Annotated in this window: 13 protein-coding genes; all 13 read left to right on the top strand. The window is 34.6% G+C overall.

Going from position 1 to position 12,654, the window contains the following annotated elements:
• Positions 1 to 6: 6 nt before the first annotated feature.
• Complete coding sequence (locus IPK91_13375; GenBank protein MBK8298237.1) at positions 7 to 390, top strand: hypothetical protein; 384 nt, start codon at positions 7 to 9, stop codon at positions 388 to 390.
• Positions 378 to 737 carry a type II toxin-antitoxin system RelE/ParE family toxin gene (locus IPK91_13370; GenBank protein ID MBK8298236.1) on the top strand — a complete coding sequence of 120 codons (360 nt, stop codon included), beginning with the start codon at positions 378 to 380 and terminating at the stop codon, positions 735 to 737. Before IPK91_13375 ends, IPK91_13370 begins: the two co-directional genes overlap by 13 nt.
• A gap of 1 nt (position 738) precedes the next feature.
• The gene (locus IPK91_13365) at positions 739 to 1,065 is read left to right on the top strand and encodes a helix-turn-helix transcriptional regulator (protein MBK8298235.1); all 327 of its coding nucleotides are present in this window, start codon (positions 739 to 741) and stop codon (positions 1,063 to 1,065) included.
• Between the two features lie 132 nt (positions 1,066 to 1,197).
• A complete protein-coding gene (locus IPK91_13360; protein MBK8298234.1) occupies positions 1,198 to 2,034 on the top strand; it encodes a maleylpyruvate isomerase N-terminal domain-containing protein in 837 nt (278 codons plus the stop codon).
• 219 nt (positions 2,035 to 2,253) lie between these two features.
• A complete protein-coding gene (locus IPK91_13355) occupies positions 2,254 to 3,129 on the top strand; it encodes an alpha/beta hydrolase (GenBank protein MBK8298233.1) in 876 nt (291 codons plus the stop codon).
• A 288-nt stretch (positions 3,130 to 3,417) separates the two neighbouring features.
• A complete protein-coding gene (locus tag IPK91_13350; GenBank protein MBK8298232.1) occupies positions 3,418 to 4,374 on the top strand; it encodes an aldo/keto reductase in 957 nt (318 codons plus the stop codon).
• Between the two features lie 317 nt (positions 4,375 to 4,691).
• Positions 4,692 to 5,510 carry a hypothetical protein gene (locus tag IPK91_13345; protein MBK8298231.1) on the top strand — a complete coding sequence of 273 codons (819 nt, stop codon included), beginning with the start codon at positions 4,692 to 4,694 and terminating at the stop codon, positions 5,508 to 5,510.
• A gap of 67 nt (positions 5,511 to 5,577) precedes the next feature.
• On the top strand, positions 5,578 to 6,459 hold the full coding sequence (locus IPK91_13340) for a T9SS type A sorting domain-containing protein (GenBank protein MBK8298230.1): 882 nt from the start codon (positions 5,578 to 5,580) through the stop codon (positions 6,457 to 6,459).
• A gap of 306 nt (positions 6,460 to 6,765) precedes the next feature.
• Positions 6,766 to 8,016 (top strand): hypothetical protein, encoded by a 1,251-nt coding sequence (locus IPK91_13335; GenBank protein ID MBK8298229.1) that lies wholly within the window; start codon positions 6,766 to 6,768, stop codon positions 8,014 to 8,016.
• 177 nt (positions 8,017 to 8,193) lie between these two features.
• Positions 8,194 to 9,069: a hypothetical protein gene (locus IPK91_13330; protein ID MBK8298228.1), complete on the top strand. Its 876-nt coding sequence runs from the start codon at positions 8,194 to 8,196 to the stop codon at positions 9,067 to 9,069.
• Between the two features lie 458 nt (positions 9,070 to 9,527).
• Positions 9,528 to 9,755 carry a hypothetical protein gene (locus IPK91_13325; GenBank protein MBK8298227.1) on the top strand — a complete coding sequence of 76 codons (228 nt, stop codon included), beginning with the start codon at positions 9,528 to 9,530 and terminating at the stop codon, positions 9,753 to 9,755.
• Positions 9,756 to 10,046, top strand: coding sequence for a type II toxin-antitoxin system RelE/ParE family toxin (locus tag IPK91_13320; GenBank protein ID MBK8298226.1), 291 nt, complete (start codon positions 9,756 to 9,758; stop codon positions 10,044 to 10,046).
• A gap of 172 nt (positions 10,047 to 10,218) precedes the next feature.
• Positions 10,219 to 12,438, top strand: a complete 2,220-nt coding sequence (locus IPK91_13315; protein MBK8298225.1) for a peptidase S41 — start codon at positions 10,219 to 10,221, stop codon at positions 12,436 to 12,438.
• Positions 12,439 to 12,654: the final 216 nt, after the last annotated feature.

Genomic DNA, 12,654 nt, shown 5'->3' with positions numbered 1-12,654 from the left:
CATCAGATGAAAGCAATTATACAATATATCTCCACGCATTTGCACTCACATTTGCCTTTGCTGCCTCACGCAAATCCACGCAAGCAAAGTCAAAAGAGAGTGCAAGCAACCGCACACCCAACATCCGACAGTGGCTCTGACGGAGAAGTTACTACACATCGGACGGACAGTGCAGCAGCAGCTAACAGCGGGTTTAAGAAATTGGCGGTTCAGTGGTTAAATGAACATTTGTGCTTCGTATCAAGTGTAGTGCTGGCAGACAGTTTTGTGCTCCGAAATCGCCAACTTCTTAAACCCGCAAAACGTTACTTGCAATCCTGCAATAATTTAATTAAAAAAGTTCCATATATGGAAACATTAGACTATCTTTGTGATGGATGTCGAAATTAACAAAACCGATTAAGGTATTTTTGGATGATGAAGCGGAATCATTCTTTGAGACTATTTCTGAAAGAACCAAAAATAAATTCTTAACGATCTTTGACAAAACTGAAACAGGGTTAAGAGGTGATTGGTTTGAACCGTTAAAAGAAACAGATGGTCTTTGGGAATTTCGATTAAGATATAATAAGAACTTTTATAGAATGTTGGCATTCTGGGATAGGAAAGGTGAGATTGAAACATTAATTGTAGCAACTCACGGTTTTCTAAAGAAGACAAACAAGACTCCAATTTCTGAAATAAAAAAAGCTGAATCTATTAAAGATAAATATTTTAAGAAGAAATTAAATAAATGAAATGATTAGTTTAACAGAATTAAAAGACAAACATCTCGGCAAACCAGGCACGCCAAAACGAGACAAATATGAGAGGGAACTCAAACTTGAAATAATAGCTGAGCAAATAAAGCAATTGCGTGAGGAGAAAAATCTAACTCAAGAGGAACTCGGTGAACTCATTGGCGTTCAGAGAGCTCAGGTTTCAAAACTTGAAAACAGTACAACAAATGTAACTTTAGGAACGATTATTAAAGTGTTTGATGCACTTGATGCTAAGCTTAGCTTCCAAGTTCATAAAAATAAAACCGGGAAAAGGACAAAGGGAAAAGGACTGCAAGTAACATAATATTGACGATCATGCCGCAAAAACCATTTATGTTTCACTTTTGGTCTGAATTGTAATATTGTATTCTCTTTTGGCATTTCTGAATTGCGGCACGTCGTCAATATCGACACGTTGTGTGTGATTTAAAGAAAAATGAAGAAGCCCGAGAAAATAGATGTGATTGCCCTGATACCAGAACTTGACAAGATGCTTATCGAGTTATTGAAAGAATTGTCAGCTGATGATTGGAACAGGCAAACCATCGCACCTAAATGGAAGGTCAAAGATGTTGCTGTCCACTTGCTGGACGGTAATTTTAGAACACTTTCAATGTTGCGAGATAATTATTACGGTGAGAAACCGGAGACTATAAATTCTTATGCAGATTTATTAGACTTCTTAAACAAGTTAAACGCTGATTGGGTCAAAGCAACTAAAAGGCTTAGCCCAAAAGTTATTATAGATTTACTAAAGTCATCGGGAAAAGAATATAGCGATTTCTTAACTACTTTAAATCCTGATGATAAAGCCGAGTTTTCTGTTGCTTGGGCAGGTGAAAATGAATCAAAGAATTGGTTTCATATAGCAAGGGAATACACCGAAAAATGGCATCATCAACAACAAATTAGACTTGCAGTTGGTGACGATAAAGAGTTGTTAAAAGATGAATGGTACTGTCCATACTTGGACACATCAGTCAGGGCACTTCCCTATCATTATAGAGATGTAGAAGGAGAAGCTACGGATTTGGTAAAATTTACTTTCTTGGGGGTAACAGAAAAAAGTTGGTTTTTATACTATGAAAATGGTTGGGAACTATTAACCTCTGTGGATGCTGAACCAAAGAGTGAAGTAAGAATCAGGGATGAATATGCTTGGAAAATATTCACCAAAGGAATGACGAGAGAAAAAGCTATTGAATCATCGGAAATTATCGGTAATAAAAGACTTGGTGAGAAAATATTTGATATGATTGCTGTAATGGCATAGGAAAAACCACACACAACATTGTATAAGCGTAATGCGGGCTAAAGTGTAAAAATTAAACAAATTGAATATTAATGAATATATAGCTAAACCGAAAGTGAAGTGCTTCTAATCCCGCACTACGCTTATACTTTACCGTCGTTAGCGGCTATTATTTGACGACCCCGCCAACTTGAAAGTAATTGTAAAAAATAAACATCATTACTGACAATAAAACAGACAATGGAAAATATCAAGACACGACAATTCAACAAAGTAAAACTTAGCTGGCTTGACAAAGGACACGGCAAGGCGGTGGTTTTTATTCCTGGTTCAAATGGCGATTACCGAGCATGGCTTCAACAGGTTGACGAGTTTTCAAAAAATTTTAGGACTATCTCGGTAAGTAGAAGATTTCAGTTTCCCGACAAGTTTGAAATTGGTGGAAGCAGCACTATAGATGAAAACATTGACGACATCAAACAACTCGTTGACTTTCTCAAATTAGACAAATTTGTTTTGATTGGACATTCATTCGGTGGCTATGTTGCATTAGCTTTTGCAGAGAAATATCCTCAACTGATTGACAAATTAGTTTTGGAGGAGCCAACAGTATTTCCATTTCTTATGACTAAAGCATTTAATCCTTTAAAATTAATTCCTCTCATGTTTAAAGACTTTGGGGTAGCGATTTCTTTTTTGCGGACTGGATTAAAGGGCATAAAGCCGACACGAAAATATTTATCAAATAATGAGTTGCAAAAAGCAAAACTTTCTTTTGCAAACGGTATTGTCGGACATCCTATAAAACTTGAAGAATTAAATCCTACAATGCGACAAGGGCTTGACGATAACATCAAAACTTTTGCAGCAGAAAGTAAAACAGCTTTTGCATATCCGTTATCAGTAGAGAGAATGAGAAAAATGGAGGTAAAAACTTTGTTACTTGAAAGTGATAAGTCGCCAAAGTGGTTTGCATACATATGTAAAAACCTTGAACAGACTTTGCCCAATGCAAAACTTGTGAAAATAAATTCACCGACTCATTGGTTGCACCTTGACCTACCAAACGACTTTAATAGAACAGTAATTGACTTTGTAAACCAAGACAAAATATGAGCAACTCTTTCTACATGTATTTGTGTGGAAGTTTGACTTAACGACTTCATTGAGAGAGTATAACAGCCGCTAACCTAGTGCAAGTGCAAGCAAGGTCGGGCTAGCTTTTCTTTCTTTCTTTTCTTTCTTCTTCTTTGGATTCTTAATCCATACTTTCTACCTTTATTCCCTTGCCTGCGTTTGCACTCTGAACGTTAGCAGTAAGCTTAGACAACGACTAACAAAAACAATCAGACATATAAACGACAGACAAAAACTCATAATTAAATATTAAAAAAAAGAGACACAATGAAGCAAACAACAACATTAGGACACAGTACTCTAACAGTTAATAGAATTGGACTTGGCTGCATGGGCATGTCTGAGTTCTATGGTTCTTTTAATGAACAGGAATCCATCAATACATTGCATAAAGCCATTGACTTAGGGATGAATTTTTTCGATACAGCCGACATGTATGGTTGGGGAGCAAATGAACGACTATTAGGAAAAGCGTTCAAAGGACGGTGGAGTGAAGTAATTTTAGCGACCAAGTTTGCTGTTATGCGAGGACCAAATGGTGAATATCTTGGACTCAACTGTAAGCCAGAATACATAAGAAAAGCTTGCGAACAGAGTCTTCAAAATTTTGGAGTTGACACAATTGATTTGTATTACATGCATAGGCAAGACCCGAAAGTAGAAATTGAAGAAATTGTTGGCGCAATGAGTGACTTGGTAAAACAAGGTAAAATAAAACAATTGGGCATTTGCGAAGCGAATGCAGAAATGATTCGAAGAGCGCATGCAGTTCACCCGATTACTGCTGTTCAAAATGAATATTCATTGTGGAGCAGAGAACCAGAGCAAGAAATTTTGGATGTATGTCAAGAACTCGGAATCACCTTTGTAGCTTATAGTCCTCTTGGGCGAGGGTTCTTAACAGGGGCAATCAAAAGTCGAGCAGATTTAGAAGCAAGTGATTGGCGTCTTACACTTCCTCGATTTACAGACGAAGCGATAAAGAAAAATTTAAAATTTGTAGAAGTTGTAGAGCAAATTGCACAAGACAAAAAAGTTTCCAAAGCACAAGTTGCTCTTGCTTGGGTTCTTAGTCAAAACGATGAAATCGTGACTATTCCAGGTACTAGAAAAATTCACCGTCTCGAAGAGAACTTAGGTGCATTTAAAGTGGAATTAACCCAAACCGATTTGGCTACAATACAAAATTCTATGCCATCAGAAACAATTGGAACTCGCTATTAGTATGCCTAAACAACTTCAATCACAGACAGAAAAGCCTACTGCTAACAGCACATTGGCAATAGGCGGGGTTTCGTCTCCGCTTGACAGTTTTGTGGAAGCCGAAAGTTCAGTTCTCTAAATTAACTTTTGTGCTAAAAAGCCCGCCCATCGCCAATCTGCAAACCGTTATGTGCGATTAATCAATTCTAATGCAGCATCTAATAAAAAAGTATATTAGCATACGAAGTAACGCTTACAATAGTCAAAAGCTTTGTATGTTGCCCAACTGCAATGAAAATGCAATTAATTCGCATATTATTCAACGCAGTCAATTTTTGATGCCAATTGCCAATGCAAGCAATGAACTTTACTTTATTGATTCAAAAAATACTTTTCCAGGAAAATTACCTAAATTTAAAAGAGAACCAATTTCAAGTATATTAACATTTCAAGGCTTTTGCACAAAACATGATCAAATGATATTTAGTGAAATCGAGAAATCAAGTTTTGATTTAACTGATCGGAAACATCTTTTACTATTTAATTACAGAGCAATTTGCCATGAGCTTCGAAAGAAATGGGATATAATATCATGGATGGAAGCATTAATTAGAGATGATGATTTTCCAAATATTCCTGATGAACGCTTTAACGTCAGTCTGGGAGGGCACAAGTTGGGAGCTAAAGATTTAGAATATTATAAATTAAAGGCGGAAGAAGAATTGGTGAAGGGAATCTCTAATTATGATTATCTTGTAGAAGTACTTCCTTATAGAGAGTTTGTTACATCAGCAATATTTAATATTGAAACTTTAACACCTAATGAAGTAGCAAAAGTTAATACTCCAAATTGGAAGGAGGAACCCTTAAAAGCAATGGTTTTTACAATTTTTCCAAAAAATGCAGAATTGATTTTAATCTTGTGTTATCTCAAAAGTGATGCCTCAATCATTTCCGATTTTATTAGGGAAATGGGTGGCATAAATTTGAATTTTGTAAATAAAATTATTATAGAGTGGATTGAAACTTGGGCATGTAGTGAAGGCTTCTATACTACTAACATTCAAAGTAACCGAGATGAAATTATTAAAGCTTGCTTTCAATCAAATTCAATATATGCTGCGAATCAAAATGAATTAATCAATATCATGAAATAACCGCACATAACAGGCAGCAAATTTAACTTAAAACAACAGGCATCGTATAAAACTAATTTTATTTACCATGAAGTCGCTTCTACTTTTTCTTATTCTACCGAACCTAGCCTTAACCCAGGCATGGGCTCCAATTGGTGCAAAATGGACTTACACACAAGGTACAATCAATCCCAATTATACAACATTCACAACATTTGAGTCGGTTGCAGATACAGTTATAGATGGACAAAGTTGTAAGATCTTAACAATAATTGAACACTATGGACCTGGTTGGTCGGACACCTCACAACAATACACATATTCAGATAGCAACCGGGTTTATTTTTATAGTGGCACGAGCTGGTGTTTAATATATGACTTTAATGCACAACAAGGTGATACATTCGTACTGAATTGTTTTCATGGGGCACTCGTCCAGCCAGTAGTAAAAGTTTTATCTGTTGACACAATTACAATTAATGGGCATCAGCGAAAACGCTTTAATTATTTAGTATCCGACTTGCTTATTGGATTTTCTGGATTTGTAATTGAAGGAATCGGTAATACATATGGCATGTTTCCAGTTGTCCATCACACCTTAGGTATTGGACCTTTAAGATGCTATGAAGATAGTATCCTTGGTCTTTATAAAAACCAATATTACTATAGAAATAGGGATTCAGCATGGCACCAGGACTGCAATTTAATTATTACAGGTGTTGACGATCAGAATGCTTCTGAAAATTTGAAAGTTTTTCCGAATCCTTTTTTCGATAATCTTACATTCCAATTCTTAAAAAACATACAAACAAGGATTACTCTTTATGATTTAATGGGAAAGTGTGTTTTAGATCAAATATTTACAAACTACGCTACAATAAATACGGAACTTTTGCCACGTAGTATCTACTTCTATGAGGTAAGGAGCAATAATGGAACACGAAAAACTGGAATGATTATCAAACAGTGAAAGCGGATAAAATCTGCTGCCAACATGGCATAGACTCTACAACGCCAAGCATCAAAAGTCATTCACTTTTAATTTTTTTCGGTAATGAAAAACTTAATCTTTATTTTTGGCTGCTAATGATTTGGCGGTGCAGCGTCTATCCCAAACCCGTCAGCTGTAATGCAATGTAGACCTACAAAAAAAATGAGAATAGCGACATTATTATTACTTCTAATTTCTTTTAAACTTTTCGGGCAATCAATTATACCCGAACAAGTTTTTTCCGTACAACAATTGCAGGAGGACTTTAAATTTATGCGAAATAAAATGGAAAAGCATAATACTAATTTGTATTTATACACTGACAAAAAAACACTTGACACTAAGTTTGACGATCTATATAATCGGATAGACAAACCTATGACAGCCCCAGAGTTTTATTGTTACATTTCAACCATACAAACTACAGTAAAAGACGGTCATAATTATATGTTGCCTAGTCTAGAATTACAGAATTACTATTCAACCAATTCTTTATATTTTCCAATAAATTTTACAGAATACAATGGTCGATTATTTATCACACAAAATTTTTCAAACGACTCGACTATAAATGTAAAAGACGAGATATTAAGTATTAACGGAATAAACGCTGATAGTATTTATAAAATGATAGAAAATAGACATCCAAGAGACGGAGATAATAAGTTGTATGCCAAATATGTAACCCTAACTTATTTTCGTTCTTATTATGGTTTTATGTTTGGTTTTTGCAAATCTTACAACCTTAAACTTAAATCACAAAATGGATTCATAACAAATAAAACCATTGAAGCTTTACCACTTTCTATTATAAAAAGTAGAAGAAGGGCAATGATAAATAAGCGATACGACAGAATTGACCACGAAAAAGGTATTGAATGGAAATTTGACAAAGAAAAAAAAGTGGCGTACTTGTTTATTAGCCATTGGAGTACAAAACAAATGAAAAAGGAATACAATTTATCTTTTAAAAAAGAATTCAATACTTTTTTTAAAGATGTAAAACTTCAAGGAATTGAAAATATTATTGTTGATTTAAGGGGTAATCAAGGAGGAGATGGTAGAAATGGAATAGCGCTTTTGCAACACATAATGAATGAACCTTTCAATTACATTTATCAAGTAAAAACGTTTAACAAAAAAGGCATTTTAATAAATACTGCAAGGTCGTTAACTAAATTATATCATCCATATAAAAATGCCTTTACTGGCAAGGTGTATGTACTCATAAATGAAGGCAGTTTTTCTAATTCATCTATTTTTTGTGAAACATTTAAAAAATATAAACGAGGTGCATTAGTCGGTACCGAAACAGGGGGTAGTTCCTATTTAAGTGGCGGTGATGGTTACTTTATTTTTCCAAATACTAAAATAAATTTACTTAAAGTTACACATAGAATGATTACAACTGACGCCAATCTAAATTATGGAAAAGGCGTTATTCCTAACATATTAATTGAACCGACTCTTGAACAGATACTTAACAATGAAGACATAGTATTAAAACAAACTATTGAAATGTGTAATAACAAGTGAAAAATGCACTACAGCTAACATGGGTTTGGCAAAAGTGGGGCTTTTGTGCTAAATTGAGCATTTGTGCTTTCTAATAACTTTTGTGCTAAATTTGAACTTTAGTACTTTCCAACCCCCACCTTCGCCAAGCCCAAAAAATCTCTGGATTCAAAAAAACAGATAAGTCCTGTTGTGAGAATGATGTATCAGGATAGCAAAGGTAATCTTTGGTTTGGAGCGGAAGGGGGAGCGTTTAGATATGATGGCGATTCTTTAATTCATATGGATAGCATTAGAAGCGAATTGGGTGGAAGAGTAACAATTAAAGACATTGCAGAAGACAAAGATGGGATAATTTGGTTTGGACATACTGATGGTATTAGCAGTATTAACGGCACATCAGTGACCAATTATTACGAATCAGATGGCTTAACAAGCAACGATGTTTGGTGCATTGAGACGGATGTCAATGGTAATGTTTGGATTGGGACAATAGAAGGTACTTGTATATTTGATGGACAACAGTTCACTCAATTCGACATCCCCGAAGGGAAGATAGATACAACTGTTGGTGTATCAAGTACAAAAATGATTCATAGTATTCTTGAAGATAGTAAGGGGACAATCTGGTTAAGTACTAATGCAGGTCTATTTTCATATTCAAATAAAAAGTTAAAGAATATTTCTGACGAAGTAGGTGTGCCAACGAATTTTGTTAGCAAAATAGTTGAAGACAAAAAAGGTGGATTCTGGGTTTCGACTTCAAAAGGACTTTTTCATCTCAAAGAGAATATCCTTACCAATGTCTCAGAAATGCATTTTGAAGAAAGCAAAGGAACAGGCAGTATAATTGTGGATTATAAGGGTGATATTTGGTTTAATTGCGGTCGTAGTATATATAGATTAAGTGGTGAGAAACTCACTGAATATCGAATAGAAGAAGGAAATTATGGTCCGCTGACTTTTCAAATTTACGAAGACCGGCAAAGGCGACTTTGGTTTGTAGGGTATGGTGGAGCATATCGTTATGAAAACGACAGATTCATCAATATTACACAAAATGGGCCATGGTAAAAATATACGAACGCATAACAGCACATTTGCAATAGGCGGGGTTTCGTGCTACGCAGACAGTTTTGTGGCTGCCGAAAGTGCAGTTCTCCGCATAAATATTTGTACTGAAAAGCCCGCCCATCGCAAATCTGCAAAACGTAAGTGCACATGATGCAAAAGGGATTTAAAAATACATTTGGATTCGGTTCATATCGCTCTTGCTTGGCTTTGAAAACACAATTGCATCTTATTTAATTTTTGAGCTTTAAATCATTCGCTTGTAGGGACAGAATCACGCGACTCTAACAGGCAGCACAAGCTACACCGCTTGCAATTTTATGTTTTACTCTTAATTTTTTTCGGTTGTTTAATAAATCTTTTTTACTTTTGGTTAGCATCTCTTCGGCGGTGCAGCGTGTACTGCCAAAACGTTTTACCATACCGGCCAATACAAATAAAATTACTATTTTTGTAATATTATGACAAAGACTAATTTAATCAAGGATATTAATACTCTTCTGGAATCCATTGAAGACCTAGATAAATTGGAGGCCATATATGAGCTGATTGAATATTACAGAAATACAAAAGATACAAGGACCTGGAATCACCTATCACAGGAACAAAAAGACCATATACTAAATGCTTTTGAGGAATCAGAGAATGACGAAAATTTGATTCCAATGAATGAAGTATTTAAAGGATAAATGGAAGTACACTTTACAAAAACTGCTACACTTGATTTAAATAGCATCATAGGATATCTGTCAAATGAATGGGGTGAAAAAGCAGCTTTAAAATTCCAGTCCAAACTTAAGCACCTTTTAACATTAATAAGTTTGAATCCTTACCTTGGAGTGCTAGAGAATTCGAGTAATAGAATTTACAGTATACTATTGATTAAAAAAGTAAGAGTATACTATAGGATTCGAGATGAAAAACTTATTATTCTTTCATTATTTGATGTACGTCGTAATCCTAATTTAAAACCAACGTGACATGGCCGGCAAGGTATAACACAGCATACACTCCAGCTGCTTCTTTTGGCATGGATGGTATTTCTCACGGCTGGCTTGGAAAATAAAATTTAAGGTTTTAATTTTGGCTTATGCTCAAGCGGCCTTCGTGTATGCCAAAACGTTACAAGCCATTTTAAGATACAGACATACGATGAAAAAATCAATCTTGACATTTTTAATCTTATTCTTTTCGATAACGACATATTGCCAAACTAAAGAGACAATTTCAAAATTAAATTTCGACTTTGAAATAGCTGAAAAGGGAAGCCCTGTTGGCTGGAATAATTTCGGGAGTTCAAATTACATTCTTGCTATCGACTCAACCAACATAAAAAGTGGGAAATATTCTGCTTCTATTGAGTTTAAAGAAGGCAATCCAGACTATAAGGCTTGGGCATTTACAATTCCAGACAACTATGCAGGTAAGAAAATTACACTTACAGGTTACATTAAGACCGAGAACGTTACAGATGGATATGCTGGCCTTTGGATGAGAATTGACCCATCAATTGCCTTTGACAATATGAATAAAAATGGGGTAAAAGGGACAACTGATTGGACAAAATATGAGATAACTCTTGAGATGAACCCTGAAAAAACAAAACAAATTGTTATTGGAGGATTGTTAGTTGGAAAAGGTAAAATGTTGTTAGATAATTTTACTGTATCCATTGACGGGAAAGACATTAAAGACCTAAAACCAATTGCAAGAAAATTATTTCCTGCTGAAAAAGATAAAGAATTTGACAAAGGGTCAGGAATTACAAGCATTTCGGTTGACAAAACCCAAATTGAAAATCTAAAAAGCCTTGGTTTAATTTGGGGCTTTTTGAAATACTATCACCCAAATATTGCTAAAGGAGAATACAACTGGGATTATGAACTTTTTAGAATTCTTCCAAAAGTTCTACATTCAGAAAACAGCAAAAATCGTGATAGTGTCTTGATAAAATGGATTGATAGTTTTGGTGAATTTTCACAAGGCAAAGAAACTGTGATTAAATCATCAGAATTGAAATTTGAACCTGATTTAGCTTGGATTAAAAATTCCAGTTTTTCAGATGAACTCACTACCTTATTATTAAAAGTTAAAAATGCAAGTAGACCGCAAGAACATTACTATATAGGATTACAACCCGGAGTTGGTAACCCTGACTTTAAAAACGAAAATTCTTATTCATCAATGAAATACCCTGATGTAGGTTTTCGTCTTTTGACTATATACAGATATTGGAACATTATTCAATATTTCTTTCCATATAAGAATCTAATCGAAGAAGATTGGAAAAATATATTAGAAGAATTTATCCCCAAATTTATTGAAGCGAAAGATGATACAGAATACACGCTTGCTACATTGGAACTTATTGGTAGGGTACACGACACCCATGCAAATATTTGGGGCAGTAACCAAGTTTTAAAAAATTATTTCGGGCTTCGCTATGCCTCTGTTGAACTAACATTTATTGAAAGTAAACCAGTTGTAACAGGTTTTTATGATGAAAAATTGGGAAAGGAAACAGGGTTAGAAATTGGTGATATTATTTCAGTTGTGAATAATAGACCAGTTGAAGAAATAATAAAAGAGAGATTGAAATATTCTCCAGCTTCGAATTATCCGACCAAATTAAGAGATATTTCCTCCAAGCTTTTAAGAACAAATGATTCTATAATCAATATTGAACTTATTAGGGGTGATAAAAGAGAAGTCAAAACATTAAAGACGTTTTCTGGAAAAGAAATTAATATATACAGTAAATATCAAGTTAAAGACACTTGTTTCAAATTGATAAATAAAAATATCGCCTATATAAGTAATGGTTCTCTTAAAAGAGAATACCTTCCTAAAATTTGGGAAAAAATAGAAAATACAAAAGGGTTAATTATCGACATTAGAAATTACCCTTCCGATTTTCCCATCTATGATTTGAGTAGTTATTTAATGCCCAAAAGCACCCCTTTTGTTAAATTCACTAACGGTAGTATTGAAAGTCCGGGCCTTTTCACTTTCACCAAATCATTAAACGTAGGAAATAATAACAAAAGTTATTATAAAGGGAAAGTCGTTATTTTAATAAATGAAATTTCACAGAGTTCTGCAGAATTTCACACAATGGCATATCGGGTTAATCCAAACGCAACAGTTTTAGGTTCGACAACAGCAGGTGCAGACGGTAATGTGTCAAAATTCTACTTGCCAGGTGGAATAAATACAATGATAAGTGGAATTGGTGTTTACTATCCTGATGGAAAAGAAACTCAAAGAATCGGCATTATACCTGATATTGAACTTAAACCAACAATTCAAGGGATAAAAGAAGGTAGAGACGAATTGTTGGAAAAAGCAATAAAAATTATCAATGGGAAATAGAAAAACGTCTTTTAGCACGGGCTTGATAAAGGTGGCAGTTCAGTGCTCCAAAGACAAGTTTGTGATTAATCAATGTTTTTTTTCTCAGTATCAACAATTGTGGTGAAAATCGTTAACTTCAGTAAGCTCGAAACCGATGGCGGTCATGCTACAAGACTGAAAGAAAAATTATCTTTGAGAAGTGAACTTACATGTTTAAAATAAATATAACAATCT

Source organism: Saprospiraceae bacterium (assembly GCA_016712145.1).
Taxonomy (GTDB): domain Bacteria; phylum Bacteroidota; class Bacteroidia; order Chitinophagales; family Saprospiraceae; genus Vicinibacter.
This window is presented reverse-complemented; position numbering and strand designations above follow the sequence as displayed.

What these genes read in the sequence shown, in the direction of transcription:
- IPK91_13320 (MBK8298226.1), top strand. Translation starts at nt 9,756, where the DNA reads ATGGAAGTACACTTTACAAAAACTGCTACACTTGATTTAAATAGCATC.
- IPK91_13370 (MBK8298236.1), top strand. Translation starts at nt 378, where the DNA reads ATGTCGAAATTAACAAAACCGATTAAGGTATTTTTGGATGATGAAGCG.
- IPK91_13350 (MBK8298232.1), top strand. Translation starts at nt 3,418, where the DNA reads ATGAAGCAAACAACAACATTAGGACACAGTACTCTAACAGTTAATAGA.
- IPK91_13360 (MBK8298234.1), top strand. Translation starts at nt 1,198, where the DNA reads ATGAAGAAGCCCGAGAAAATAGATGTGATTGCCCTGATACCAGAACTT.
- IPK91_13355 (MBK8298233.1), top strand. Translation starts at nt 2,254, where the DNA reads ATGGAAAATATCAAGACACGACAATTCAACAAAGTAAAACTTAGCTGG.
- IPK91_13375 (MBK8298237.1), top strand. Translation starts at nt 7, where the DNA reads ATGAAAGCAATTATACAATATATCTCCACGCATTTGCACTCACATTTG.
- IPK91_13335 (MBK8298229.1), top strand. Translation starts at nt 6,766, where the DNA reads ATGGAAAAGCATAATACTAATTTGTATTTATACACTGACAAAAAAACA.
- IPK91_13325 (MBK8298227.1), top strand. Translation starts at nt 9,528, where the DNA reads ATGACAAAGACTAATTTAATCAAGGATATTAATACTCTTCTGGAATCC.
- IPK91_13315 (MBK8298225.1), top strand. Translation starts at nt 10,219, where the DNA reads ATGAAAAAATCAATCTTGACATTTTTAATCTTATTCTTTTCGATAACG.
- IPK91_13340 (MBK8298230.1), top strand. Translation starts at nt 5,578, where the DNA reads ATGAAGTCGCTTCTACTTTTTCTTATTCTACCGAACCTAGCCTTAACC.
- IPK91_13365 (MBK8298235.1), top strand. Translation starts at nt 739, where the DNA reads ATGATTAGTTTAACAGAATTAAAAGACAAACATCTCGGCAAACCAGGC.
- IPK91_13345 (MBK8298231.1), top strand. Translation starts at nt 4,692, where the DNA reads ATGCCAATTGCCAATGCAAGCAATGAACTTTACTTTATTGATTCAAAA.
- IPK91_13330 (MBK8298228.1), top strand. Translation starts at nt 8,194, where the DNA reads ATGATGTATCAGGATAGCAAAGGTAATCTTTGGTTTGGAGCGGAAGGG.